Origin of the sequence: Streptomyces cucumeris, from assembly GCF_024295805.1 — a bacterium.
GTDB classification, from domain to species: Bacteria; Actinomycetota; Actinomycetes; order Streptomycetales; family Streptomycetaceae; genus Streptomyces; species Streptomyces cucumeris.
In genome coordinates, this window is the sequence record NZ_JANCLX010000004.1 from 184,394 (window position 1) to 210,145 (window position 25,752).

Below are 25,752 nucleotides of genomic sequence, written 5' to 3' on the forward strand. Positions count from 1 at the left end.
CCGACGCACCCGGCCGGTGCCCAGCCCGGCGGCGCCCCGGCAGCTTGCCGGTTCGGGGTCAGTCGCCCGCCACGCGGAGGAGGAGCTTGCCGGTGGTGGTGCGGGTTTCGATCAGGCGGTGGGCCTCGGCCGCTTCGGCGAGGGGGAACTCGGCCGTGACGGGGAGTTCCACCGCGCCCTCGGCGACCGGCCGGAAGGCCCGTTCGGCCAGCGGGCGCAGGGCCCGCGGGTTCTCCGCGGCGAGGTTGATGATGGAGAAGCCGGAGACCGTACGGGCGCCCGAGTACAGCTCGCCCGGACCGGCCTGCCAGGGCTCCTCGCCGCTCGCGTTGCCGAACGAGACGAGACGCCCGAAGACGGCGAGCGAGTCCAGGGTGCGGCGGAGGGTCTCGCCGCCGACCGGGTCGAGCGCGAGGTCCACCCCGCGCCCGCCGGTGGCCGCGCGGAGCTCCTCGGGGAAGCCGTCGCCGATGAACACCTCGTCGTAGCCGTACTTCAGCGCCTCCTCGGCCTTCTCCGGGCGGGAGACCACGCCGTAGATCCTCCCGGCCCCGGCCAGCCGGGCCATCTGTCCGGCCACCGTGCCGACGCCGCCCGCCGCGCCCTGGACGAGCACGGTCTCGCCCTCGCGGAACCGCCCCACCTCGTGCAGCAGGGCCTGGACGGTGGGCAGCACGGTCGGGAGGGTGGCCGCGGTGCGCAGCGAGACGCCGTCGGGCACGGGGAAGACGGTCTCCGCGGGCACGGCCACGACCTCGGCGTACGCCCCCGCCGTCATGAACGCGGTGACCTCCTGGCCGACCCGCAGCCCGGTGACGCCCTCCCCCAGCGCGCGGATCCGGCCGGACGCCTCAAGCCCCGGGGTGAACGGGAAGCCGGAGACGCGGTAGCCGACGGAACGGGCCTTGAGATCCGCGAAGTTGACGCCCGCGTAGGCGACGTCGAGGGTCACCTCGCCGGGCGCGGGCACGGGCTCCGCCACCTCGGTCAGACGCAGGACCTCGGGCCCGCCCAGCTCCTCCAGAACCACCGCACGCATGCCGGACTCCTCCGCCTAGACTGTTCAATCAATAGCGAACAGCCAGGAGTGTACGCATCTCATCGAACACTCGGCAAGGGCAGCTTGCAGCAGACTGCAGAACGGCACTACGGCGGAGGAGAGCGATGAGCCAGCGGAGCCACCGGGCCGCGCCCGAGCACACCCACCCCGACGACGTCCCCGTACAGACGGCCCTGGCGGCGCTCGCCGATCCGGTGCGGATCCAGCTCGTCCGCGAACTGGCCGGGGCGGCCGACTGGGAGCGCACCTGCGGCACCTTCGACGTCCCCGTGGGCAAGGCGGCGCTCAGCCACCACTTCTCCGTGCTGCGCGCCGCCGGGCTGATCGAGCAGCGTGACGCGGGCCCCAAGCGGGTCAACCGGCTGCGGCGGCCGGAGTTCGACGAGCGCTTCCCCGGCCTGCTGGACCTGGTGCTGCGCGACGCGGGGGACGCCGGGGACGCGGAGGACGCCGGGGACAGCGGGGACGACCGGCGGCCGGGGGCCTGAGCCCACCGGGCCGCCGCGCCCTCGGGCGCGTCAGGCGCGCGGACCGCCCGCCCGGATCAGCCCCGATTCGTACGCCATCACCACCACCTGCACCCGGTCGCGCAGCTCCAGCTTGGTCAGGATCCGGCCGACGTGCGTCTTCACGGTGGCCTCGGACAGCACCAGCCGCGCCGCGATCTCCCCGTTCGACAGCCCCTGCGCGACCAGCATCATCACCTCGCGCTCCCGCTCGGTCAGCCGCCCCAGCTCCGGCCGCGCCGCACCGCCCGCCCCGGCGATACCGCCCCCGGTCCCCGCGCCCGGCAGCATCGGCGCGAAGCGGTCCAGCAGCCGCCGGGTGGTGCTGGGCGCCACGACGGCGTCACCGCTGTGCACCGCGCGGATCGCCGCGAGCAGTTCGCCCGGCGGCACATCCTTGAGCATGAAGCCCCCGGCCCCCGCCTTGAGCGCCGAGAACGCGTACTCGTCGAGGTCGAAGGTGGTCAGGATGAGCACCTTCGGGGCGTCCGCGCGCTCACATATCCGCCGGGTCGCCTCCACCCCGTCCAGCTTCGGCATCCGGACGTCCATCAGGACGACATCCACCTCGGTGGAGCGCAGTGCCTCCAGGGCCTCCACCCCGTCGCCCGCCTCGGCCACGACCTCCATGTCGGGCTGGGCCGCGAGCACCATCCGGAAGCCGGTGCGCAGCAGCACTTGGTCATCGACGAGCATGACGCGGATCGACATCCGGTCGGTCCCTTCCCTCGGGCCTGTGACGCGGCACCGGAAGTGGTCCCGCACGGGCGAATCTATGCCGATGTGTGGTCAGCCGTTCGGCTTCAGCGGCAGCAGGGCGCTGACCCGGAAGCCGCCGCCCGGCCGCGGCCCCGCGTCGAGCGTGCCGCCCACCATGCCGACCCGCTCCCGCATCCCGATCAGCCCGTGTCCCCGGCCGTCGGCCCCGCCGTCCTCGTACATCTCGCGGCGCGAACCCCGTCCGTCGTCCTCGACCAGCAGTCCGAGCCCGTCGTCGAAGTAGGTGATGCGCACGCTCGCGCCGACGTCCGGACCGCCGTGCTTACGGGTGTTGGTCAACGCTTCCTGCACGATGCGGTACGCGGTCAGCTCCACCCCGCTGGGCAGCTGGCGCGGGCTGCCGACGACCTTGAAGTCCACCGGGAGCCCGGCCCGGCGCACCTGCTCCACCAGATCGTCGATCTGCTCGACGTCCGGCTGCGGCACATAGTCGCTCTCCTCGCCCGGCTCCCCGGTGCGCAGCACCCCCAGCAGCCGCCGCATCTCGGCGAGCGCCTGGCGCCCGGTGCCCGAGATCGTCTCCAGCGCCTGCCGGGCCTGCTCGGGCGAGGCGTCCATGACGTACGCGGCGCCGTCCGCCTGGACCACCATCACCGACACGTTGTGCGCGACGACATCGTGCAGCTCCCGGGCGATCCGGGCCCGCTCGGCGGCCACCGCCACCTTCGCCTGCGCCTCCCGCTCCTTCTCCAGCCGGGCCGCGCGCTCCTCGAGCTGGGCCCAGTAGGCACGGCGGGTGCGCATGGAGTCGCCGAGCACCCAGGCGAGGACGAACGGAATGGTGACGAAGGTCGTCGAGATGAATGCCTGCCAGCCGCTCTCGTTCTCGTTGGGCCACCGCAGGCTCGCCAGGGCCGTCGCGCTGAACGCCCCGGCGAGGGCGAAGCGGGAGTAGCCGCGCGAGGCGTTGGCCGCCGCGTTGTAGACGATCAGGAGCAGGGCGAGATCGGCCGGGTTCGGTTCGAGGTCCAGCACGAGCTGGACGACCCCGCAGGCGGTGGCCAGCACCAGCATCTTCTCGGGGGCGCGGCGGCGCAGCGCCACCGTGGTGCACAGGGCCAGGATCACCGGTAGCGCGGCGATCCTGGAGCCGGTCCCCAGGGACACCTCCGCGTACCAGAGCATGCCGACGCCGAAGAGGAGGACGGCCCAGAAGGTGTCCACCCCAGTCGGGTGACGGCGGAGAAAATCGTAGAGGCGCTGCACGTCACCCAGCGTAGGCACGCTGGATACCCTGATGGGTCAGTCCGACGGGCGATCCGTGCCGCCGCCTCCTACTCCGCAAGGTGGACACCGCTTCCGTTCCGGGTCCGTCTAGCGTTGCGGTGTGGCGAACGACATGCGGGAATGGCACGGCTGGCGCACCGCGGCCGAACAGGCGCTTTACGGTCCGGAAGGCTTCTTCCGGCGTGCGGAGGGACCGGCCGGGCACTTCCGTACCTCCGTGCACGCCTCGCCCCTGTACGCGACGGCCGTCGCGGAGCTGCTGGGCCGGGTGGACGAGGCCCTGGGGCGGCCGGAGGAGCTCACGCTGGTGGATCTGGGCGCGGGCCGCGGTGAGCTGCTGACCGCCGTCCTCGCCCTGGCGCCCGGGATGCCGCACGGACGGGCGGCGCGGCTGCGGCTGTGCGCGGTGGAGCGCGCGGCACGGCCCGCCGGGCTCGACGGCCGGATCGAGTGGCACGACACCCCGCCGGACGGGGTGACGGGGCTGCTCTTCGCCAATGAGTGGCTGGACAACGTGCCGGTGGACATCGCCGAGACCGACGCGGCCGGGGTGGTGCGCCGGGTCGAGGTCAGCACGGTGGACGGCACCGAACGGCTCGGCCCCCCGGTGACCGGCGCCGACGCCGGCTGGCTGGCCCGCTGGTGGCCCCTGGACGGCGCGGAACCGGGCAGCCGCGCCGAGCTCGGCCCGCCGCGCGACGCGGCGTGGGCCGGGGCGGTGGCCTCCCTGCGGGCGGGGCTCGCCGTCGCCGTCGACTACGCCCACGAGCGCGCGGCCCGTCCGCCCTTCGGCACGCTCACCGGCTTCCGCGAGGGCCGTGAGGTGCGGCCCGTCCCCGACGGCTCGTGCGACCTCACCACACATGTGGCGCTGGACGCGTGCGCCGCCGCCACGGGCGGGGAGCCGCCCCCGCGGCTGCTGTCGCAGCGGGAGGCGCTGCACGCCCTGGGCGTCGACGGCGGCCGCCCCCCGCTCGCCCTGGCGTCCACGGACCCGGCGGCGTACGTGCGGGCGCTGAGCGCGGCGGGCGAGGCGGCCGAGCTGACCGATCCGGCCGGTCTCGGCGGCTTCGGCTGGCTGCTCCAGCCGGTGGGCCCTGCCTGCGCGGGCCCCGGCGGCCCGCTGTGACCCGGAGCCCGGCACGGGCGGGGCGGACCAGGGGCGGAGCCCCGGCGGGCCGTCCGGGGCGAGCTGACAGACTGGTGGCATGACGGAGACGACAGTCGGCATCGGCGGCGCCGCGGAGAGCACCGACATGGTGCTCAACATCGGCCCGCAGCACCCCTCCACCCATGGCGTGCTGCGGCTGCGACTCGTCCTGGACGGGGAGCGGATCCAGCACGCCGAGCCGGTGATCGGCTATATGCACCGCGGCGCGGAGAAGCTCTTCGAGGCGCGTGACTACCGCCAGATCATCATGCTCGCCAACCGTCACGACTGGCTCTCCGCCTTCTCCAACGAGCTGGGCGTCGTCCTCGCCGTGGAGCGGATGCTCGGCATGGAGGTCCCCGAGCGCGCGGTGTGGACCCGCACCCTGCTCGCCGAGCTGAACCGGGTCCTCAACCATCTGATGTTCCTCGGCTCCTATCCGCTGGAGCTGGGCGGGATCACCCCGATCTTCCACGCGTTCCGGGAGCGCGAGGACCTCCAGCACGTCATGGAGGAGGTCTCCGGCGGCCGGATGCACTACATGTTCAACCGGGTCGGCGGCCTCAAGGAGGACCTCCCGGCGGGCTGGCTCGGCCGGGCCCGCCAGGCCGTCGCCGAGGTGCGTTCGCGGATGGACGTCTACGACCGGCTGGTGCTCGGGAACGAGATCTTCCGGGGCCGTACCCGCGGGGTCGGCACCCTGACCCGGGAGACGGTCCACGCCTACGGGGTCAGCGGACCGATCGCGCGCGGTTCGGGCGTCGACTTCGATCTGCGGCGCGACGAGCCGTACCTGGCCTACGGGGAGCTCCAGGACACCCTCAGGGTCGTGGTGCGCGAGGAGGGCGACTGCCTCGCCCGCTTCGAATGCCTGCTGGACCAGACCCACAACGCGCTCGAACTGGCCGATGTCTGTCTGGACCGGCTGGCCGAGCTGCCGCCGGGGCCGATCAACCAGCGGCTGCCCAAGGTCCTCAAGGCACCCGAGGGCCACACCTACGCCTGGACCGAGAACCCGCTCGGCATCAACGGCTACTACCTCGTCTCCAAGGGCGAGAAGACGCCGTACCGGCTCAAGCTGCGCTCGGCCTCGTTCAACAACATCCAGGCCCTGACGGAGCTTCTGCCGAACACGCTGGTGGCCGACATGGTGGCGATCCTGGGCTCGATGTTCTTCGTCGTCGGCGACATCGACAAGTGACCGGCCGGTAGCGGGCCGGCGGGAGCCGGGAGAAGCGGCGCGGCCGCCGCGCGGGGCGGCCGCCACTCCTCAGGGATCACGACGGATCACGGGACGGCTCACGAGATCGCGCTGCGCAGCTCCGCGATCTCGATCTGCTCGGTCTCGTCGTGCGCGGTCAGATCGATGACCTCGCCCGCGGCGTCCTTCTCCGACTCGGCCATCGTCTCCGCGCCGATCACATCGGCGAGGTCCTCCTCGGCCGCCGCGTCGGCGGCGGCCTCGGCTGACCCGGAACCGGAGTCCTCGGACCGCTGCTTCTTCGGGTGCTTCTTCTGGGTGCCGAAGTAGTCGAAGCCGGATTCGGTACGGGCCGCGGCCCGGCGGGCGGCGGCGTAGGGCACCACTGCCGAGGCGACCGTACGGGCGTGGCTGCGCGGCTCCGGCGGGCCGTCGCGCTCGTCGGCCGCCGGGGACTTCCCCGGCGCGGCGGCACCGTCCTGGTCGCGGTCCCCGCCGCGGTCGTCCCGGCCGTCCCCGGCCGCCCCGGGCTCCGTGACCTCGGCGACGGCCCGGCGCTCGCGGTCCTCCCGCTGCCGCCGCGCGTTGGGCAGGAGCCTGCTCAGTGCCTCATCGGCCGCGGCGTACGCCTCGGCGGTGGGTGCGGAGGCGGCGGGCAGCCCATCGGCCGCGGCCGTCCCCGCGTCGGCGGACTCGGCGGACTCGGCCTCGGGCTCGGCGGACTCGGCCTCGGGCTCCTGCGCCCCGGACCGGGCGGACGGTCCCGCCTCCAGCCCGCGCGGCGGGGTCGCGGCCTCCAGGGCGAGCCGGCGACGGCCCTCCAGGGCGCTGGCGCGCTCGGTCTCGGCCGTGGCGTACCGGCGCAGCAGTTCGGCGTGCTCATTGCGCAGCCGGGCCAGTTCGGCCCGCTTGGACCGCAACTTGGCGTTGAGCGCGGCGCGGAGCTCGGCCGACTTCTCGGCCTCGGCCTCGAGGTCCGCGATCCGCTCCTCGTACCTCAGCTCCTGGCGTGCGGTCTCGCTCGCGGCCTCCGCGACCCGGCGGCCGGCCGCGCGGTCCCAGCGGCGCATCAGCACCGCCCCGACGACCGCCGCGGCCGCCGCGGTCGCGACGAGCCCACGGATGACGACCGTATCGCCGACCAGCCAGGCACCGCCGGCGCAGGTTATTGACGCACCGGCGACCGACAGCGGAGTGAGGAGCCTGTGCAACGGTGGGGATTGGCGGTGGCGTCCACGTGGCATGGCCCGAAACTTACCTTGCGGAGGGGTCGCTTGGGTGCCCGCCGGGCCAGATCCGTTGTCAATCCGTTGACAAAAAGGGCCGGGCCGCCGGACGTGCCCGTTATCGGGCAGCGGCGCCCCGGCGGTGGCCCTACTTCACCAGCCCCTTGTCTTCGAGGTACGTCTCGGCGACCTCGGCCGGCTTGAGCCGCTCGGCGTCGACCTTCTTGTTGAGTTGAGTGAGATCGGCCGTGGTCAGTACACCGCTCAACTTGTTGAGCGCGTCGGCGATCTTCTTCGAACCCGCGGACTTCGCATTCACCACCGGCAGCACGTTGTCGGCGTTCTGAAGTTTCTTGTCGTCCTTCAGCAGGACCAGACCGAACTGGTCGAGGGTGGCGTCCGTGGTGGTGGTCAGCAGCATCTGGTCCTTGCCGTCCTTGACCGCCTGCTTGGCCTGGACGCTGCCGATGTCCAGCGGGTCGATCCCGGTGACATCGATACCGTAGGTCTTCTCCAGACCCGGCTGGCAGAACGGCCGCTTGGGGCATTCGTCACCTGCCGCCAACTGCACCTTCTGCTTGGACTTCCCCAGGTCGGAGAGGGTCTTGAGCTTGTGCTCCTTCGCGAAGTCCGCGGTGACCGCGAACGCGTTCTGGTCCACTGCCTTGCCGGGCTCGAGCACCTTCAGCCCGCGCGCCTCGGCCAGCTTCGTCAGCGCCGCGACGGTGTCGTCCACGTCCGAGGAGGCCACCGGCTTCGCATTCGGGCCGTTCTTCTTCTGGTTGAGGAATTCGGCGAGCGTCGCCGCGTACTCCGGCACCACGTCCATCTGGCCCTTCTCCAGGGCCGGTTCGTAGAGCTCTCTGGTGTCGACCGTCTTGATGGAGGTGGAATACCCCGCATCCTCCAGAAGACCCGCGTACAACTCGGCGAGGATCTTCGATTCGGCGAACGAGGCGGTGCCGATCACCAGGGAGCCCTTGCCCGGTTTCCCGGAGCTGTCACCGCCCCCGGACTTCTCCAGGCTGTCGCCGCCACAGGCGCTCAGACCGGCTGCCAGCGCGATGACACCCGCCGCGGCTCCCGCCACCCGATAGATCTTGCTCATGGGTTCCCCATCCATAGATTTCCGGACGTTCTCCGTCGTGGGACGCCATTGACCCACCACAGCTGCTATGGCACTCGGCCGGGCCGTCAGCGCGTCTTGAGCACCGGTGACTTCGGAGCCTGGTCGGCGGGCGGGCGGTAGGACGACGGAGACCGCCGCCCGGTCCTGCGCCGCATCGGGTCGAACGCCAGCCCCAGCAGTACGAACGCCCCCTCGACCAGCAGCGCGAGCCCCGCGACCAGCACCGCCCCGGCCACCACCTGCGGTGTGTCGGTGAGCCGGAAACCGGCCGTGATGATCCGGCCGAGACCGCCGCCGCCCGGCAGCGCCGCCAGCGTGGCGGTGGCCACGACCTGCACCGCCGCGGTCCGTACCCCCGTCATGATCAGCGGGAATGCGAGCGGCAGCTCGACCCTCCGGATGAGCTGGCCGCCGGTCATCCCCATCCCCCGGGCGGCCTGGACGATCTCCCGGTCCGCCTCGCTCACCCCCACATAGGCGTTGGTGAGCACCGGCGGGATGGCGAACAGCACCAGCGCGATGATCGTGGGCCATTGGCCGTGCGAGCCCAGCGGGCTGAGCAGGAGCAGCACCAGCACCGCGAAGGTGGGTACGGCCCGGCCCGCGTTGGAGATGTTGACGGCGATCGCCCCGCCCTTGCCGAGGTGCCCGAGCAGCACCGCGACCGGCAGCGCGACGGCACAGGCGATCGCCAGACAGACGAACGTCAGGTACAGGTGCTGGCTCAGCCGGTGCCACACCCCGTCGGTGCCCGACCAGTGCGATCCGGTGGCCAGCCAGGTCCACGCCTCGCCCACGACGCCCATCAGGCGGCCCTCCTCCTCTTGCGCGCCCAGGGCGTCAGCAGCCGCTGGACGCCGAGCAGGGCCACGTCCGCCACGACCGCCAGCGCCACGCAGAGCACCGAGGCGGTGAGCACCTGTGCCTTGAAGAAGCTGCGCATCCCCTCGTAGATGAGGTTGCCGAGGCCGCCGTAGCCGATGATCGCGCCGACCGTGGTCAGCGAGACCGTGGAGACGGTGGTGATCCTCAGCCCCGCCATCACCGCGGGCAGTGCGAGCGGCAGTTCCACGCCGAACAGCAGCCGCAGCGGCCCGTACCCCATCCCGCGGGCCGCCTCACGGGCCTCCTCGGGCACCGAGGCGAGCCCGGCCATGATGTTGCGCACCAGGATGGTCAGCGAGTAGAGCACCAGCCCGGTGATCACCACCGCGGCGGACACTCCGAACACGGGCAGCAGCAGCGAGAACATCGCCAGCGACGGCACCGTGTAGAGGATCGTGGTCATGCCCAGCACCGGCCCCGCCACCACCCGCCAGCGGCGGGCCAGGAGCGCGAGCGGAAAGGCGACCAGCAGTCCGATCGCGACCGACGCGAGGGTGATCCAGACGTGCTGGAGCGTCGCGTCCGTCAGCTCCTGGCTGCGTGTGCGCACATACTCGCCGCATATCCACTCGTTGCTGATCAGACAGTTCCGGTCCGCCATACGCTCACCTCCCCCGTCGGGCCGCAGCCACCTGGTCGTCACAATTCCTGGTGACCCTAACCCCGGGAGATGACAATCTCGTCCGATCGCCACACAACAGCAACAATGTCTGCCACGAATGCGGCAACAATGGGGAGCCATGATCCGTTTCGAGCATGTCACCAAACGCTACGCCGACGGCACGACGGCCGTGGACGACCTGTCCTTCGAGGTCGCGGAGGGCGAGCTGGTCACGCTCGTCGGACCCTCGGGCTGCGGCAAGACCACCACCATGAAAATGGTCAACCGGCTGATCGAACCGACCTCGGGCCGGATCCTGGTGGAGGGCGGGGACATCGCCAAGGCGGATCCGGTCCAGCTCCGTCGCCGTATCGGCTATGTCATTCAGCAGATCGGTCTGTTTCCGCATAAGACCGTACTGGAGAACACCGCAACCGTTCCCCATCTGCTGGGCTGGCAGCGCAAGAAGGGCCGTGACCGCGCCGCCGAACTGCTCGACCTCGTCGGGCTCGACCCCTCGGTCTACGGCGACCGCTACCCGGACCAGCTCTCCGGCGGCCAGCGGCAGCGGGTCGGGGTGGCCCGGGCGCTCGCCGCGGATCCGCCGGTGCTGCTCATGGACGAACCGTTCGGCGCGGTCGACCCGGTCGTCCGCGAACACCTCCAGACCGAGTTCCTGCGGCTCCAGTCACAGGTGCGCAAGACCGTGCTGTTCGTGACCCATGACATCGAGGAGGCGGTCCGGCTCGGCGACCGGATCGCGGTCTACGGCTCGGGCCGGATCGAGCAGTTCGACACCCCGGCCTCGGTGCTGGGCGCGCCCGCCACCCCGTACGTCGCCGACTTCGTCGGGGCGGACCGCGGGCTGAAGCGGCTCTCGGTCACCCCCATCGAACCCGGCGACCTGGAACAGCCCCCGGTGGTCCACCTCGACGACCCGCTGCCCAAGGCCGCCGCCCGGATGGCCGCGGACCTGGCGCGCTGGGCCGTGGTGCTGGACGACGCCGACCGGCTGCACGGCTGGATCCGGGCGGACGCGGTCGAGGGCACCGAGGGCACCGTCCGGGACCACGCCCGCCGTATGGAGGCGTGGCTCCCGGTGGGAGCGCCGCTGAAGCAGGCGTTCAGCCAGATGCTCCAGCACGACGCGGGCTGGGTCGCCGTCCTGGACGGCGACCGCTTCCTCGGTGTCCTCACCCCGGCCCGGCTCCATGAGGCGCTGCGCCGCTCGATCGACGCCGACGCGGGCGGGATCGCCCGGGGTGACGTGGACCTCGAGACGGTGGCCGACGCCTGAACGCGATCGCCGGGCGCGCCCGGCTCAGCGGGCGCTGAGCCGGCCGCCCATCCACTCCAGGGCGGCCGGGACCTCGCGCCGCCAGGTGTTGAAGTTGTGGCCGCCGGTGTCCAGGATCATCGACGAGATCCGGATCGGCTCCCCGTTCCGGTTCAGCGCCTTCGCCTTGTTCACGAACCGCATCGTCTCCCGGTAGTTCTTCTCACCGCGCTCACTGCTGGAGACCAGCAGCGACACCGGCGGCGCGGGCTTGTGGTCCAGCCGCCACAGCAGGTCGTTCTCGCGCTCCAGCCGTGCGCTGCCGCCGAACAGATCGCCCGTGGTGGCGTCGATCGGCGCCTTGTAGAGCGGTGAGAGTCCCGCCGCGACCGAGAACGCCCCGGGGTGACGCATCGCCATCTTCAACGCGCAGTAGCCCCCGGTGGAATTGCCGATGACCCCCCAGTTACGGGCCTTGCGGCCCACCCGGTAGTGCTCGGACACCGCCTTCCGCAGGTCCTTGGTGAAGAACGTCTCGGTCTGCGGACCGTCGGGAACGTCCACGCACTCGGTGTCCCGGGGCGGTGCCACGGTCGGCCGCATCATCACCAGGACGGTCGGCTGCATCCGCCCGTCCTCGGCCAACCGATGGGCGGTCTGCGGGTACTTCAGACCTTTGATCAGCGCCTCGGTGGTCCCCGGGTAACCGGTCAGCACCAGGGCCGCGGGGAACTTCCGCCCGGCGTACCGCGGTTGGAAGTACTCCGGCGGCAGATAGACGTACGCCCGGCTGGCGATCCGTGAGACCGGCCCCTGGATGTTCACCTTCTCGATACGTCCGGCGACCTTCGGCGACGAACTCCCGTCCACCGGCACCTGTCGGGTCTCGGTGACCCGTACCCGGTTGCCGGAGGCATCGTGGTTCACCACCACACCCGGTTCGTCCTCCTTGCCGAACAGATCCGCCCAGGAACCGTAGAAGCCGAAGGACTGGTTGGCGAACAGTCCGAACGCCGCGAACACCGTGAGCTGCGTCGCCAGCAGCATGCCGACCCGGCCGAGCACGGCGGTCACCCCGCGCCCGGCAAGTCGCGGCCACAGCCATATCGTGGCCGCGAACAGCAGCACCGCGGCCACCACAGCCGTGACCACGATGTTGTCGCTGGTGAGACCCATCACTATCTTCCTGCAGGGCGGCGGGCTCCCCCGCGCCGCCGGGGGCGCCTCCCAGCGGTGGCTGGGGGCGGAACCCCGCCGCCTCCAACTGCATCTAGAAAGATGCAAATCGTGCAGATGCTGCGTCAGAGAACCAAATCACCTGACCGAAGCGACGGGAATGCAAATGTCTGACAGTCAAGATGCCGAAACGTCCGGAGGGGTTGCGTGCCGGATACGGCGGGTGCTCCGCGGACCGAGGCCCGAGGCGGTCCCGACCGTCGTCGGGACCGCGTGCGGGCTGATCGGGCTGCTGGACATCGTCTTCCCGCGACTGCGCTACACCCGGATGCACGCCCTCGCCGAGGTGCTGCCGGGGGCGGTCAGTTCCCTGGCCGCCGCCGCGTCCATGGTGGTCGGCCTGCTTCTGCTGATGCTGGCGCACGGGCTGAAACGGCGTAAGCGGCGGGCCTGGGTCGCGGCCGTGGCGCTGCTGCCCATCGGGGCCACCGCCCAGCTTCTCTACCGTCACTCCATCTGCGGCACCGTCCTCTCGCTCGCCCTGATGGGCGTACTCCTGCGCCACCGCAAGGAGTTCGCGGCGCTCCCCGATCCGCGCAGCCGCTGGCGGGCGCTGACCAACTTCGTGCTCATGGGCGGGGTCAGCGTCGGTCTCGGACTGCTCATCGTCCGGTCGCACCCGGACACGGTCGTGGGCGAGCCGTCCCTCGGGGAGCAGCTCGCGCATGTGCTGTGGGGGCTGTTCGGTTTCGAGGGGCCGATCGACTACCAGCAGGGCGCCGACTACACCGTCGGCTACTCCCTCGGCGCGCTCGGTCTGCTGACCGTCGCCACCACCGCCTATCTGGCCTTCCGCCCCGAGCACCCGACCGCCCGGCTGACCGACGAGGACGAGGAGCGGCTGCGGTCCCTGCTCGCCACCCACGGCGGCCGTGACTCCCTCGGCCACTTCGCGCTCCGCCGCGACAAGGGCGTGGTCTTCTCCCCCAGCGGCAAAGCCGCCGTCTGCTACCGCGTCGTCTCCGGTGTGATGCTGGCCAGCGGTGATCCGGTCGGCGACGTCGAGGCGTGGCCCGGCGCCATCGCCCGCTTCATGGAGGAGGCCCGCGCGCACTCCTGGACCCCGGCCGTCATGGGGTGCAGCGAGACCGGTGGCGAGGTGTGGACCCGGGAGACCGGCCTGGACGCCCTGGAGCTCGGTGACGAGGCCATCGTCGATGTGGCCGATTTCACCCTCTCCGGCCGCGCCATGCGCAATGTCCGACAGATGGTCAAGCGCATCGAACGGGCCGGCTACGAGACCCGGGTGCGCCGCGCCCGCGATCTGGAGCCGGAGGAGCTGGAGGCCATCCGCCGCGCCGCCGCGGACTGGCGCGGCACCGACACCGAACGCGGTTTCTCCATGGCCCTGGGCCGGATCGGCGACCCGGCCGACGGCGACGCGGTCATCGCCACCGCCCACAAGGCCGCCGAGGAGGGCACCGAGGACGGTCCGTACGGGGACCTCAAGGCCGTGCTGCACTTCGTGCCCTGGGGCCCGGACGGTATGTCGCTGGAGCTCATGCGCCGGGACCGCGCCGCCGACCCGGGAATGAACGAACTGCTGATCGTCGCCTCCCTCCAGGCCGCCCCGCGGCTGGGCGTCCAGCGCGTCTCGCTGAACTTCGCGATGTTCCGCTCGGCGCTCGCGCGCGGCGAGAAGCTGGGCGCGGGTCCGGTGCTGCGCGGCTGGCGCGGACTGCTGGTGTTCCTCTCCCGCTGGTTCCAGATCGAGTCGCTGTACAAGTTCAACGCCAAGTTCCAGCCGCGCTGGGAGCCGCGCTTCGTGGTCTTCCGCAACACCCGCGACCTGCCCCGCATCGGGTTCGCCGCGATGCAGGCCGAGGGGTTCGTCTCACTGGCACTCCCCCGGCTGCTGCGCCGCGCCCGGGGCCCCGAGCCCCGGCCTTGCCTCCATGGGCACGGTGCCCGCAGCCGGGAACTGGAGCGGGTGGCCTGAACTCATCCCTGGCTCCCCGGGCGGGGATTTCGCCCGGGGAATCCCTGGATGCCCGGTTCGCCGCGTCCCCCGTCCGCCCTCCACGGCCGTCTAGCCTGGGGTCATGACGACGTTGCGTGGGCGGGGCCGGGTGGCCGGACTGCCGGAATGGGACCGGTGCGCGGTCATGGGCGTGGTGAACGTCACGCCCGACTCCTTCTCCGACGGCGGCCAGTGGTTCGACACCGAGCTGGCCGTCAAACGGGGCCATGAGCTCATCACCGCCGGGGCCGACCTGGTGGACGTCGGAGGCGAGTCGACCCGGCCGGGCGCCGCCCGCGTCGACGAGGCCGAGGAGCTGCGCCGGGTGATCCCGGTCGTCCGGGAGCTGGCCGCGGCCGGCGCCCTGGTCAGCGTGGACACCATGCGGGCCACGGTGGCCGAGCGGGCCGTGGAGGCCGGGGCCCGGCTGGTCAACGATGTGAGCGCCGGGGGCGCCGATCCGGCCATGATCCCCACGGTGGCCGCCGCCGGGGTGCCCTTCGTGGTGATGCACTGGCGCGGCCAGTCGATCGACATGAACAACCGCGCGGTCTACCGGGACGTCGTCGGCGAGGTCCTCGCCGAGCTGCGCACCGGTCTGGAGCGCGCGGTCGCGGGCGGTATCGACCCGGAACGGATCGTGATCGACCCGGGCCTCGGCTTCGCCAAGGAGGCCGAGCACGACCTGACGCTGGTGGCACAACTGTCCGCACTGCGTGCGCTGGGCCGTCCGCTGCTGGTGGCCGCCTCCCGGAAGCGGTTCCTGGGACGGGTGCTGGCGTCCGGCGACGGCACCCCGCCACCGGCCCGGGAGCGCGACGCCGCCACCGCCGCGGTCACCGCGATCGCGGCCCGCGAGGGCGCCTGGGCGGTCCGGGTCCACGAGGTACGGGCGAGCGCGGACGCGGTCCGGGTGGCCCGGGCCATCGAGGCGGCCGGGGACACGGCGGGAGCGCCGTGACCTCCCTCACCGACGGCGAGCGGGTGGCCCGGGCGAACACCGCGCTGTACGAGGCCATGGAACAGGGCGACCACGCGGCGCTGGAGCGGCTGTGGCTGGACGCGGCGGACACCGAGGTGTCCTGTGTGCACCCCGGCTGGCCGGTGCTGCGCGGCCGGGGCGAGGTGCTGCGCTCCTATGCGCTGATCATGGCGAACACCGAGTACATCCAGTTCTTCCTGACCGATGTCGAGGTGTCGGTGCTGGCCGACACCGCGCTGGTGACCTGCACCGAGAACATCCTGAGCGGCGCCCCGGCGGAGGAGGAGGGCGAGCTGGGCCCGCTGGTGGGACAGCTCGTGGTGGCGACGAACGTGTTCCGCCGGACGGATGACGGCTGGAAGGTCTGGTCGCACCACGGCTCCCCGGTGCTCGCGGAGAGTGACGAGAACGGCCCGGAAGGCCCGGAGGGACCGGACGACGGCGGACGGCTGATGCCGGACTGACGGAGCCCGTTCAGCCCCCGCGAGGTGCGGGTAGGGGTCAGGGACGCGGGGGCGCGGAGCGTGCGCGCCGTGACCCCGTGGGCGAGTGCCGACGGCGCCCGCAGGTAGATTCGAGAGAGGTACCCCGGCAGACGGCCGGGGACGGGTGGTGCGTTCCGGGCACGTCGGGACGTGCCCGCGTACCGACGACCGGCGGGAGTGATTCGGGTGGATCGTGTCGCGCTGCGCGGCCTGAGGGCCCGCGGGCACCACGGGGTGTTCCCCCATGAGCGCGAGGAGGGCCAGACGTTTGTCGTGGACCTGGTGCTCGGCCTGGACACCCGGCCCGCCGCGACCGCCGACGACCTGAGCAGGACCGTCCACTACGGGGAGATCGCGGAAGAGGTCGTGGACGTGGTGCGGGGTGAGCCGGTCGATCTGATCGAGACGCTCGCCGAGCGGATCGCGGACCGCTGCCTCAAGCACGACGTGGTGCAGGAGGTCGAGGTGGTGGTGCACAAGCCGCAGGCCCCGATCACCGTGCCCTTCGACGACGTGACCATCACCATCACCCGGAGCCGAGTATGAGCAGCAGCGACCCGACCGTGCAGCCCGTTCCCACCTCCGTGGTGGAGCGGGTGGACGCCGCCGACGTGACGTTGAGCAACCCCAAACGGGCGGTGATCTCCCTCGGCAGCAATCTGGGCAACCGTCTGGAGACCCTCCAGGGCGCCATCGACGCGCTGGAGGACACCCCCGGGCTGCGGGTCAAGGCCGTGTCGCCGGTGTACGAGACGGACCCCTGGGGCGTGGACCCCGGCACCCAGTCGACGTACTTCAACGCCGTGGTGCTGGTGAAGACGACGCTGCCGCCTTCCTCGCTGCTGGAGCGCGGCCACGCCATCGAAGAGGCGTTCGAGCGGGTGCGGGACGAGCGCTGGGGCCCGCGCACCCTGGACGTGGACATCGTGTCCTACCAGGACGTGGTCTCCGACGACCCGACGCTCACCCTCCCCCATCCGCGGGCCCACCAGCGCGCCTTCGTGCTGGTCCCGTGGAACGACGTGGACCCGCAGGCCGAGTTCCCCGGCCGGGGCGCGGTCTCCGGGCTGCTGACCGAGGTGGGCCAGGACGGAGTACAGGTCCGTGAGGACCTGGAACTGCGCCTGCCCGAATAGACGTTGATCTCCCGGTAGGTTCGGGAGATGTTGGCACGTACGAGTTGAGGGGCGACCGCGCGGTGGAGCAACTTCGGATCCGGGTGCTGGTCGGGCTGTTCGCCGTGGCCGGAGTGGTGTCGTGGGCGGGCGCCCGGCTGTGGGACACGCTGGGGACGCTGCCCAGCGTTCCGGTGGCCGCACCGATCGTGCTGGCCCTGATCGCGGTCGTGCTGGCCGCCACGGCGCTGTCCCTGCGCGCCCGGCTGCGCGCCCAGCGTGAGCGCCGCCCCGGCGCCAAGGGCGTGGAGCCCCTGGTGGCCGCCCGCGCGGTGATCTTCGGCCAGGCCAGCGCCCTGGTCGCGGCCCTGATCGCGGGCATGTACGGCGGTGTGGGCGCCTTCCTGGCCATGGACCAGCTCGATGTCCCGGCCCGCCGGGACCAGGCCATCTACGCCGGTTTCTCGGTCCTCGCGGGGGCGGCCGTGGTCGCCGCCGCCTTCTTCCTGGAGCGCGTCTGCAAGCTCCCCGAGGACGACGACGAGCAGAACGGCAACGGCGGCCCCAGCGCCGCCGCCCGCGCCTGAGCGGCCGGCGCGACTCCTCCCGCGCAGCGGACCCGGCTAGCGGGCCATGATCAGGCTCATCGCCTCGGCCCGGGTGGCGGCGTCACGCAGCTGACCGCGGACGGCCGAGGTGAGGGTCTTGGCCCCGGGCTTGCGCACCCCGCGCATGGTCATGCACATGTGCTCGCACTCCACCACGACGATCACGCCGCGCGGCTCCAGTATCCGCATCAGGGAGTCGGCTATCTGCGTGGTCAGCCGCTCCTGGACCTGGGGACGGCGGGCGAAGACGTCCACCAGCCGGGCCAGCTTGGACAGCCCGGTGATCTTGCCGTCATGGGACGGGATGTAGCCGACGTGGGCGACGCCCACGAAGGGGACCAGGTGGTGCTCACAGGACGACATCACCTCGATGTCCTTCACCAGCACCATCTCGTCATGGCCCAGGTCGAACGTGGTGGTGAGGACGTCCTCCGGCTGCTGGCGCAGCCCCGCGAAGATCTCCTTGTAGGCACGGGCCACCCGCCCCGGGGTCTCCCGGAGCCCTTCCCGGTCCGGGTCCTCGCCGACGGCGATGAGAAGCTCACGGACCGCGTTCTCGGCGCGCTTCTCGTCGAACTCGCCGATGCGGCCCTCGCCGTCCAGCGTCACCGGGTCGGTCATGGATTGCCTCGTTCCTCACACACACATACAAATGCGGAATGCCGCGTCAACAGGCTAGAACCTGGCTGACGCGGCATTCATTCCGGGGCCGTCCAGGGGCTCCGGGCCCCTGGACGCCGCGGTCAGTTCTCCGGACCGGAGCCCGATTCCTCGGTCCGCTCCGGGGTCTCCTCCGGGGCGGTGGCCTTCGCGAGGGAGGCCGTCGGGGACTGGGCGCCGTTGGCCGGGGCCAGCTCCTTGGGGGAGAGCACCGGCGGACGGGTGGAGGGGGTGCGCCGCGATGAACCGGTCCACGCCGGACGGGCCGGACGCTTGACGATCGGGGCGAAGATCTCGGCGATCTCCTCCTTGTTCAGCGTCTCCTTCTCCAGCAGCGCCAGGACGAGATTGTCCAGGACGTCGCGGTTCTCGACGAGGATCTCCCACGCTTCGTTGTGCGCGGCCTCGATGAGCTTCTTGACCTCCTCGTCCACCAGCGCGGCGACCTCTTCCGAGTAGTCGCGCTGGTGAGCCATCTCACGGCCCAGGAACGGCTCGGAGTTGTCGGAGCCGAACTTGATCGCGCCGAGCCGCTCGGTCATGCCGTACTGGGTGACCATCGCACGGGCCGTGGCGGTCGCCTTCTCGATGTCGTTGGAGGCGCCGGTGGTCGGGTCGTGGAAGACCAGTTCCTCGGCCGCCCGGCCGCCCATCATGTAGGCGAGCTGGTCCAGCATCTCGTTGCGCGTGGTCGAGTACTTGTCCTCGTCCGGCAGGACCATGGTGTAACCCAGGGCCCGGCCGCGGGAGAGGATCGTGACCTTGTGCACCGGGTCGCTGTTCGGAGAGGCCGCCGCGACCAGGGCGTGACCGCCCTCGTGGTACGCGGTGATCTTCTTCTCCTTGTCGCTCATGATCCGGGTCCGCTTCTGCGGTCCGGCCACGACACGGTCGATCGCCTCGTCCAGGAAGTGGTTGTCGATCAGCTTCTTGTCGCTGCGGGCCGTCAGCAGGGCGGCCTCGTTCAGCACGTTCGACAGATCGGCACCGGTGAAGCCGGGGGTACGGCGGGCGACGGCCGACAGGTCGACGTCCGGTGTGACCGGCTTGCCCTTCTGGTGGACCTTGAGGATCTCCAGACGGCCCTGCATATCCGGACGGTCGACGGCGATCTGCCGGTCGAAGCGGCCCGGGCGCAGCAGCGCCGGGTCGAGGATGTCCGGCCGGTTGGTGGCGGCGATCAGGATGACGCCGCCCTTCACATCGAAGCCGTCCATCTCGACGAGCAGCTGGTTCAGCGTCTGCTCACGCTCATCGTGACCGCCGCCCATACCGGCGCCGCGGTGGCGGCCGACGGCGTCGATCTCGTCGACGAAGACGATCGCCGGGGCGTTGGTCTTGGCCTGCTCGAACAGGTCACGGACCCGGGAGGCACCCACACCCACGAACATCTCGACGAAGTCGGAACCGGAGATCGAGTAGAACGGAACGCCCGCCTCGCCCGCGACGGCACGCGCGAGCAGCGTCTTACCCGTACCGGGCGGGCCGTAGAGCAGCACACCCTTGGGGATCTTGGCGCCCACGGCCTGGAACTTCGCCGGCTCCTGGAGGAACTCCTTGATCTCCTGGAGCTCCTCGACCGCCTCGTCGGACCCCGCCACATCGGAGAAGGTCGTCTTCGGGGTGTCCTTGGTGATCAGCTTGGCCTTCGACTTCCCGAAGTTCATCACCCGGGAGCCGCCGCCCTGCATCTGATTCATCAGGAACAGGAAGACCACGACGATCAGCACGAACGGGAGCAGCGAGAGCAGGATCCCGACGAACGGGTTCTGCTTCGACGTCGAGACGTTGTACCCGTCCGGGATCCCGTTGTCCTTCTGGGCATTCGCCTGAAGGGTCCGGGCGAGGTCGACGCCCTGGTCACCGATGTAGGTGGCCTGGAGCTTGTCGCTGCCGGAGATCTTCGCGACGTTGTCCTTGAGCTTGATCTTGATCTTGTGCTCGTCGCCGGTCGTCAGTTCGGCGGACTGGACCTGGTTCCGGTTGATCGCCTTGACGACCTGGCTGGTGTCCACCGACTTGTAGCCGCCGGACGAGCCGACGACCTGCATCAACACGACCACGGCGAGGACGGCCAGCACGATCCACATGACCGGCCCACGGAAGTAGCGCTTCACGTCCATCCATACGGGGCGAAATCGCCCCGTCCCTCCTGCCACAGTGAGGCACGGCAGCCCTGGAGGGGCGCCTGTGCGTGCGGTGTATTGCGGTGTATTTGTGGTGTATGAGCTGTCTGATCCTCAGTCTCGAAAAAGACTGACCTTCGGACGGTACCCCAGCATTGTCACCCGACGCCGCCGTGGACTGTTAACAAAACCGCCTTCCCCTGCTCCAACGGCGGGAAACCGCGACAGGTTCCCGCCGGGCGCGCCGCGGCGGCGGGGCGGCTCAGCCGCCGTAGACGTGCGGCGCCAGCGTGCCGACGAAGGGGAGGTTGCGGTACTTCTCCGCGTAGTCCAGTCCGTAGCCCACGACGAACTCGTTCGGAATGTCGAAGCCGACCCACTTCACGTCGATGGCGACCTTGGCCGCCTCCGGCTTGCGCAGCAGGGTGCATACGTTCAGTGAGGCGGGCTCGCGCGAGCCGAGGTTCGACAGCAGCCAGGACAGCGTCAGACCGGAGTCGATGATGTCCTCGACGATCAGGACGTGCCGTCCCTTGATGTCGGTGTCCAGGTCCTTGAGGATCCGCACCACACCCGAGGACTGGGTGCCCGCGCCGTAGGACGACACGGCCATCCAGTCCATGGTGACGGGAGAGGACAAGGCACGCGCCAGGTCCGCCATCACCATCACGGCGCCCTTGAGGACACCGATGATGAGCAGGTCCTTGCCCGCGTACTCCGCATCGATCTCGGCGGCCAGCCCGGCCAGCTTCGCCTTGATCTCTTCCTCGGTGATGAGGACCGACTTCAGGTCGGTGCCCATGTCCTTGTCGTCCACCCGCGCCACTCTCGTTCGACAGTCCGGCAATTCGGCGGGCGGATCAGCCCTGCCGGATGACCAGTCTGCCACCCTCCCGGCGGACCTCTACCCGCCCGGGGAGGTTGATGGCCCGCTGACCCCGCCAGCCGGTGATCAGCCGGTCGACCTCTTCGATGTGGCGGGCGAAGAGCGAACCGGCCGGAGCACCCGCGGCGATGGCCGCGCGGCGCAGCACCCGGCGGCGGACGGCGGTGGGCAGCCCGTGCAGTCCGGCCGTGTCCAGCTCGACGGTCCCGCCCCCCTCGGCGGGCACCTCGGCGGTGGTCACCACATCGGCCTCGGCACGGGCGGCCCAGGCGTCCAGGGCGTCGGCGTCGTCACGGGAGAGCTGGGCGGTGCGGGCGAGCGCTTCGACGACGCCCTTGCCGAGGGCCTTCTCCAGGACGGGCAGTGCCTCGTGGCGGACCCGGGAGCGGGTGTAGGTGGGGTCCACGTTGTGCGGGTCGTCCCAGACCTGCAGCGACTGGGCCAGACAGGCCTTGCGGACGGTGTGCCGGTCGAGCTGGAGGAAGGGGCGGCGGTAGCGGCCGCCGGCGCCGGAGACGCGGGCCATACCGGACAGGGAGCGGATACCGGAGCCGCGGGCGAGGCCGAGCAGCACCGTCTCGGCCTGGTCGTCGCGGGTGTGGCCGAGCAGGACGGCGGCGGCACCGTGGCGCTCCGCGGCGGCGTCGAGGGCGGCGTAGCGGGCGTCGCGGGCGGCGGCCTCGGGGCCGCCGTCCCGGCCGACGACGACCGGGATGGACTCGACCGGTACGAGGCCGAGCTCACGCATCCGCTCGGCGACCTCGGCCGCGCGGACGTCGGAACCGGGCTGGAGGCCGTGGTCGACGGTGATGCCGCCGGCGCGCAGGCCCAGCCGGGGGGCCTCGAAGGCCAGTGCGGAGGCGAGCGCCATGGAGTCGGCGCCGCCGGAGCAGGCGGCGAGCACCAGCGGCCCGTCACCGGGCGCCCGCCGGGTGCGCGGGGCGGTGGCGGGGCGGGAGGAGGGCGGAGTGGGGGCCGAGGAGGCGACGAGGACGTCGTGCAGGACGCGGCGCACCGCCAGGCGTATCGCGGCGACCGCTGGATGGGGACCCATGTCCGTTTCCCATCTGTATGCGAGGGGGTGCCTCGGGGGGCGTATACGAGATGTCGTCACGCAGAGTATGTCGATGGTGACAGAAGCGAGCTGTTCCCCGAGCATCGCACGCCTACCCGTGGCCCACGGTCCCTCGGACGAGTGATTAAGGGGGGCATTCCGCCGCCGCCGAGTGTGCCGGTTCTACGACTCCGCCCTACGGTGCACCCGCGCGACCCACTCCGCCGGTTTGTTGATCTCCGACTTGGTGGGGAGGGTGTTCGGGGACGTCCAGACCCGGTTGAAGCCCTCCATGCCGACCTCGTTCACCACGGCCCGTACGAACCGCTCACCGTCACGGTACTGCCGCAGCTTGGCGTCCAGCCCCAGCAGTTTGCGCAGTGCCTGGTCCAGCCGTCCGGCGCCGCTGGCCCGCCGCTTCTGGAACTTCTCGCGGATCTCCGCCACGGAGGGCACGACCTCCGGGCCCACCCCGTCCATCACGTAGTCGGCGTGGCCCTCCAGCAGGGACATCACCGCCGTCAGCCGGGCCAGGATCTCCCGCTGGGCGGGCGTCTGGACCAGCTCGATGATGCTGGCCGCGCCCCGGTCCCCGGCCTCCTCCCGGTCCTTCCCGCCGCCGAGCGACTGCACGGCCTCGCGCAGCCGCTCCAGCAAGGTGGCCGGATCCACGTCGGTCTCGCCCAGGAACGCCTGGATCTCGGACTCGATGTGGTCGCGCAGCCACGGCACGGCGGTGAACTGGGTGCGGTGGGTCTCCTCGTGCAGCGCCACCCACAGCCGGAAGTCATGCGGGTGGACGTCCAGCTCGCGCTCCACGTGGACGATGTTGGGGGCCACCAGCAGCAGCCGTCCGCCGCCCGCGGTCCCGGGCAGCTCACCGCCGCCGGGCGCGAAGGTCTCGTACTGGCCGAGCACCCGGGAGGCGAGGAAGGACAGCAGCATCCCCAGCTCCACACCGGTCACCTTGCCGCCGACCGTGCCCAGCACCGCGCCGCCGGGCATACCGCCGCGCCGGTCCTGCATCTTGCCGAGCAGCGGCTTGAGGATCTGGCGGAAGCCCGCGACATTGGCCTTGATCCAGCCCGCGCGGTCCACCACCAGCACCGGGGTGTCGGAGTCCGGACCTCCTGGCACGGCCATCCGGGTGAACGCCCGTACGTGCTCCTCGGACGACTTGGCGTGCCGCCGCAGCTCCGCGACGACCGCGCGCGCCTCGTCCCGGCTCACCTCCGGCCCCGGGCGGACCAGCCGGGTCGCGGTCGCGACCGCGAGGTTCCAGTCGACCATCTCCACACCACCGATGCTCGTCATGGCTTCACGGTACGTGGCCCCGGTCGCATCCGGGAGGAGACGGCGGCCCGCACACGCGGTCGCCGGGGTCCGCCGTCACCTCGGTCAGCGGCAGCCGCAGTTGGCCAGGGCCGAGGCCATCCGGTCCAGGGCGTGCTGGGCGCCGTCGGGGTCGGTGGTGCCGTTGGTGATGAAGGTGAAGACCAGCAGCCGTCCATCCGCGTCGACCACCGTGCCCGCCAGGGTGTTGATCCCGGTGAGGGTGCCGGTCTTGGCGCGGACCACCCCGCGGCCCACCGAGTCCTCGGCGTAGCGGGTGCGCAGGGTGCCGTTGAATCCGGCCACCGGCAGTCCGGTGAGGACCGACCGCAGTTCGGGGTGGTCGCGGTCGGCGGAGCGCACCAGCGTCTGGGCGAGCAGGGCGGCGGAGACCCGGTCGGCGCGGTCGAGACCGCTGCCGTCGGCGATGTGGACACCGCCCACCGGCAGGTCCAGCTTCCGCAGCCGGGCGGTCACCGCCTCGGCACCGCCCTCGAAGCTGGCGGGCCGTCCGGCGGCGATGGCGGTCTGCCGGGCCAGCGCCTCGCCGAGGTCGTTGTCGCTGTTGGTCAGCATCCGCTCGACGAGCGCGGACAGCGGCTGGGAGCGTACGGCGGCCAGCGCCTCGGGGGTCTTCCCGGCCTCCTGGGACCGCGGTTCGCCCTTCACCTCGATACCGCGGTCGCGCAGCAGCGACGCGAAGGTGCCGGCCGCGTCGGCGGCCGGGTCCTCGGCACGCGGGGCGGGACCGTGGTCGCTGTCGTCCTGCCGTCCCTCGTCGGCCATGAGCGGGGTCACCGGCGAGATGTTCTCGTTGACGCCGATCGGGTGCAGATCAGGACCGGAGTAGAGCGAGGTGTCGTAGCCGAGCCGGACCGTCCGGGCGTCGCGCTTCTTCAGCGCGCGGGCGGTGTCGTCGGCCAGCTTCCGCAGCGAGGCGGGCTGGTCGGCTCCCTTCACCGACCGGGCGGTGAGCGTCGGGTCGCCGCCGCCGACGAGCACGATGCCGTCCTTCCCGGCCCTGACGACGGTGGTCTTGATCCGGTAGTCGGGGCCGAGCACGGAGAGCGCGGCGGCGCCGGTGGCCACCTTGATGATGGAGGCGGGCACCGCGGCGCTGTCCGCCTTCGCCCCGTACACCTGGCGTCCGGTGGCCACGTCCACGACGGACACCGAGCGCCGGTCGCCCAGGGCCGGGTCGTCCAGCAGCGGTTCGAGCGTGTCCGCCAGCCCGCCGCCGGTGGGCGGCGGCACCGCGTCCTCACCGGTGTCCGGTGACGGTTCGGCGGTGGGCGCACCGAGGGCGGCCAGCACCGGGGACGCGCTGGGCGCGGGCCTGTCCCCGCCGTGACGGTCGCCACCCGTCGCCGGTCCCCCGGCGGCGCGGGCCCGTTCGGCCGTACGCTGACCGGAGTCCCACGGCCCGGCCACCAGCACCGAGCCGATCGCGACCGCGAGGCCCACCGTCGCGGAGACAGCCGTCACCCGTACGGTGCTCCGCTGTTCGCATGTGGCCCGCCGCCACTGGTTCCGCACTCGGCTCCGCCCGCGGCTCAGCCACTCCCTGACCTGCCACGATCTGGCTTCAGGCACGACCGACCAGCCCCTTTCGCCACCACACACCTGCGTGGGGGACACTTAATCACCAGACGTATGTGTTGATCATGGAGGAGCCACCCGTGGAGTTCGACGTCACCATCGAGATCCCGAAGGGTTCGCGGAACAAGTACGAGGTGGACCACGAGACGGGACGTATCCGTCTCGACCGTCGGCTCTTCACTTCGACCAGCTACCCCGCGGACTACGGCTTCGTCGAGAACACCCTCGGCGAGGACGGTGACCCGCTGGACGCCCTGGTCATTCTCGACGAGCCGACGTTCCCCGGCTGCCTGATCAAGTGCCGTGCCATCGGCATGTTCAGGATGACCGACGAGGCGGGCGGCGACGACAAGCTGCTCTGTGTCCCGGCCTCGGACCCGCGGGTGGAGCACCTGCGTGACATTCACCACGTGTCCGAGTTCGACCGCCTGGAGATCCAGCACTTCTTCGAGGTCTACAAGGACCTGGAGCCCGGCAAGTCGGTCGAGGGGGCCGACTGGGTGGGCCGCGCCGAGGCCGAGGCCGAGGTCGAGGCGTCCATCAAGCGCCTGGAGGCGTCCGGCGGCCACTGAGCCACCACAGACAGCGGACGGGCCGGAGTGATCCGGCCCGTCCGCTGTTTTTCCGCTCCGTCCCCCGGGATTCCGGGGATTCCCGGGGTCGGCCCG

25 protein-coding genes are annotated in these 25,752 nt (G+C 71.5%); 11 read left to right on the plus strand and 14 right to left on the minus strand.

Annotation, left to right across the window (positions count from 1 at the left end; all coding sequences use genetic code 11):
• Positions 1 to 58: 58 nt before the first annotated feature.
• Positions 59 to 1,039 carry a quinone oxidoreductase family protein gene (locus tag NMK44_RS07755; RefSeq protein ID WP_254739760.1) on the minus strand — a complete coding sequence of 327 codons (981 nt, stop codon included), beginning with the start codon at positions 1,037 to 1,039 and terminating at the stop codon, positions 59 to 61.
• A gap of 125 nt (positions 1,040 to 1,164) precedes the next feature.
• Between NMK44_RS07755 and NMK44_RS07760 the strand changes: the two genes are divergently transcribed.
• The gene (locus NMK44_RS07760; RefSeq protein ID WP_254739762.1) at positions 1,165 to 1,548 is read left to right on the plus strand and encodes an ArsR/SmtB family transcription factor; all 384 of its coding nucleotides are present in this window, start codon (positions 1,165 to 1,167) and stop codon (positions 1,546 to 1,548) included.
• Between the two features lie 30 nt (positions 1,549 to 1,578).
• On the opposite strand, the gene NMK44_RS07765 is transcribed toward NMK44_RS07760, so the two are convergent.
• Entirely contained in the window at positions 1,579 to 2,277 is a 699-nt protein-coding gene (locus tag NMK44_RS07765) for a response regulator transcription factor (RefSeq protein WP_254739764.1), read from the minus strand.
• A 78-nt stretch (positions 2,278 to 2,355) separates the two neighbouring features.
• A complete protein-coding gene (locus NMK44_RS07770) occupies positions 2,356 to 3,552 on the minus strand; it encodes a sensor histidine kinase (protein ID WP_254739766.1) in 1,197 nt (398 codons plus the stop codon).
• A gap of 133 nt (positions 3,553 to 3,685) precedes the next feature.
• Between NMK44_RS07770 and NMK44_RS07775 the strand changes: the two genes are divergently transcribed.
• Both NMK44_RS07775 and NMK44_RS07780 read left to right on the plus strand, forming a co-directional pair.
• The gene (locus NMK44_RS07775) at positions 3,686 to 4,702 is read left to right on the plus strand and encodes an SAM-dependent methyltransferase (protein WP_254740158.1); all 1,017 of its coding nucleotides are present in this window, start codon (positions 3,686 to 3,688) and stop codon (positions 4,700 to 4,702) included.
• A gap of 79 nt (positions 4,703 to 4,781) precedes the next feature.
• Positions 4,782 to 5,924, plus strand: a complete 1,143-nt coding sequence (locus NMK44_RS07780; RefSeq protein ID WP_254739768.1) for an NADH-quinone oxidoreductase subunit D — start codon at positions 4,782 to 4,784, stop codon at positions 5,922 to 5,924.
• Positions 5,925 to 6,022: 98 nt separating this feature from the next.
• On the opposite strand, the gene NMK44_RS07785 is transcribed toward NMK44_RS07780, so the two are convergent.
• The 4 genes from NMK44_RS07785 to NMK44_RS07800 all read right to left on the minus strand — a co-directional run bounded on the left by NMK44_RS07785 (position 6,023) and on the right by NMK44_RS07800 (position 9,765).
• A complete protein-coding gene (locus NMK44_RS07785; protein ID WP_254739769.1) occupies positions 6,023 to 7,168 on the minus strand; it encodes a hypothetical protein in 1,146 nt (381 codons plus the stop codon).
• 130 nt (positions 7,169 to 7,298) lie between these two features.
• Positions 7,299 to 8,258, minus strand: coding sequence for an ABC transporter substrate-binding protein (locus NMK44_RS07790; RefSeq protein ID WP_254739771.1), 960 nt, complete (start codon positions 8,256 to 8,258; stop codon positions 7,299 to 7,301).
• Positions 8,259 to 8,344: 86 nt separating this feature from the next.
• Complete coding sequence (locus NMK44_RS07795; RefSeq protein ID WP_254739772.1) at positions 8,345 to 9,085, minus strand: ABC transporter permease; 741 nt, start codon at positions 9,083 to 9,085, stop codon at positions 8,345 to 8,347.
• A complete protein-coding gene (locus NMK44_RS07800; RefSeq protein ID WP_254739774.1) occupies positions 9,085 to 9,765 on the minus strand; it encodes an ABC transporter permease in 681 nt (226 codons plus the stop codon). The genes NMK44_RS07795 and NMK44_RS07800 overlap by 1 nt, the downstream gene beginning before the upstream one ends.
• Positions 9,766 to 9,904: 139 nt before the next feature.
• Between NMK44_RS07800 and NMK44_RS07805 the strand changes: the two genes are divergently transcribed.
• Positions 9,905 to 11,062 carry an ABC transporter ATP-binding protein gene (locus tag NMK44_RS07805; RefSeq protein ID WP_254739776.1) on the plus strand — a complete coding sequence of 386 codons (1,158 nt, stop codon included), beginning with the start codon at positions 9,905 to 9,907 and terminating at the stop codon, positions 11,060 to 11,062.
• A gap of 24 nt (positions 11,063 to 11,086) precedes the next feature.
• Here NMK44_RS07805 and NMK44_RS07810 read toward each other — a convergent pair whose 3' ends face one another.
• A complete protein-coding gene (locus NMK44_RS07810) occupies positions 11,087 to 12,217 on the minus strand; it encodes an alpha/beta hydrolase (RefSeq protein WP_254739779.1) in 1,131 nt (376 codons plus the stop codon).
• A gap of 166 nt (positions 12,218 to 12,383) precedes the next feature.
• Here NMK44_RS07810 and NMK44_RS07815 point away from each other — a divergent pair, with 166 nt between their 5' ends.
• The 6 genes from NMK44_RS07815 to NMK44_RS07840 all read left to right on the plus strand — a co-directional run bounded on the left by NMK44_RS07815 (position 12,384) and on the right by NMK44_RS07840 (position 17,406).
• On the plus strand, positions 12,384 to 14,216 hold the full coding sequence (locus NMK44_RS07815) for a phosphatidylglycerol lysyltransferase domain-containing protein (protein WP_254739781.1): 1,833 nt from the start codon (positions 12,384 to 12,386) through the stop codon (positions 14,214 to 14,216).
• Positions 14,217 to 14,319: 103 nt separating this feature from the next.
• A complete protein-coding gene (gene folP, locus NMK44_RS07820) occupies positions 14,320 to 15,198 on the plus strand; it encodes a dihydropteroate synthase (protein WP_254739783.1) in 879 nt (292 codons plus the stop codon).
• Entirely contained in the window at positions 15,195 to 15,683 is a 489-nt protein-coding gene (locus tag NMK44_RS07825) for a nuclear transport factor 2 family protein (protein WP_254739785.1), read from the plus strand. Before folP ends, NMK44_RS07825 begins: the two co-directional genes overlap by 4 nt.
• Positions 15,684 to 15,890: 207 nt before the next feature.
• Positions 15,891 to 16,250, plus strand: coding sequence for a dihydroneopterin aldolase (gene folB / locus NMK44_RS07830; RefSeq protein ID WP_254739787.1), 360 nt, complete (start codon positions 15,891 to 15,893; stop codon positions 16,248 to 16,250).
• Positions 16,247 to 16,840, plus strand: coding sequence for a 2-amino-4-hydroxy-6-hydroxymethyldihydropteridine diphosphokinase (folK, locus tag NMK44_RS07835; RefSeq protein ID WP_254739789.1), 594 nt, complete (start codon positions 16,247 to 16,249; stop codon positions 16,838 to 16,840). Before folB ends, folK begins: the two co-directional genes overlap by 4 nt.
• A gap of 62 nt (positions 16,841 to 16,902) precedes the next feature.
• Entirely contained in the window at positions 16,903 to 17,406 is a 504-nt protein-coding gene (locus NMK44_RS07840; protein ID WP_254739791.1) for a DUF3180 domain-containing protein, read from the plus strand.
• Positions 17,407 to 17,442: 36 nt separating this feature from the next.
• On the opposite strand, the gene folE is transcribed toward NMK44_RS07840, so the two are convergent.
• The 6 genes from folE to dacB all read right to left on the minus strand — a co-directional run bounded on the left by folE (position 17,443) and on the right by dacB (position 25,078).
• The gene (folE, locus tag NMK44_RS07845) at positions 17,443 to 18,048 is read right to left on the minus strand and encodes a GTP cyclohydrolase I FolE (RefSeq protein ID WP_254739793.1); all 606 of its coding nucleotides are present in this window, start codon (positions 18,046 to 18,048) and stop codon (positions 17,443 to 17,445) included.
• A gap of 122 nt (positions 18,049 to 18,170) precedes the next feature.
• Positions 18,171 to 20,210, minus strand: coding sequence for an ATP-dependent zinc metalloprotease FtsH (gene ftsH, locus NMK44_RS07850; protein ID WP_254739795.1), 2,040 nt, complete (start codon positions 20,208 to 20,210; stop codon positions 18,171 to 18,173).
• Positions 20,211 to 20,475: 265 nt separating this feature from the next.
• Positions 20,476 to 21,015, minus strand: a complete 540-nt coding sequence (gene hpt, locus NMK44_RS07855) for a hypoxanthine phosphoribosyltransferase (protein WP_254740160.1) — start codon at positions 21,013 to 21,015, stop codon at positions 20,476 to 20,478.
• Between the two features lie 58 nt (positions 21,016 to 21,073).
• On the minus strand, positions 21,074 to 22,153 hold the full coding sequence (gene tilS, locus NMK44_RS07860) for a tRNA lysidine(34) synthetase TilS (RefSeq protein WP_254739797.1): 1,080 nt from the start codon (positions 22,151 to 22,153) through the stop codon (positions 21,074 to 21,076).
• Between the two features lie 183 nt (positions 22,154 to 22,336).
• A complete protein-coding gene (locus NMK44_RS07865) occupies positions 22,337 to 23,467 on the minus strand; it encodes a zinc-dependent metalloprotease (protein WP_254739799.1) in 1,131 nt (376 codons plus the stop codon).
• Positions 23,468 to 23,551: 84 nt separating this feature from the next.
• Positions 23,552 to 25,078 (minus strand): D-alanyl-D-alanine carboxypeptidase/D-alanyl-D-alanine endopeptidase, encoded by a 1,527-nt coding sequence (gene dacB / locus NMK44_RS07870; protein ID WP_254739801.1) that lies wholly within the window; start codon positions 25,076 to 25,078, stop codon positions 23,552 to 23,554.
• A gap of 86 nt (positions 25,079 to 25,164) precedes the next feature.
• On the opposite strand from dacB, the gene NMK44_RS07875 reads away from it, so the two are divergent.
• Entirely contained in the window at positions 25,165 to 25,656 is a 492-nt protein-coding gene (locus tag NMK44_RS07875; protein ID WP_254739803.1) for an inorganic diphosphatase, read from the plus strand.
• The last annotated feature ends 96 nt before the right edge of the window (positions 25,657 to 25,752 follow it).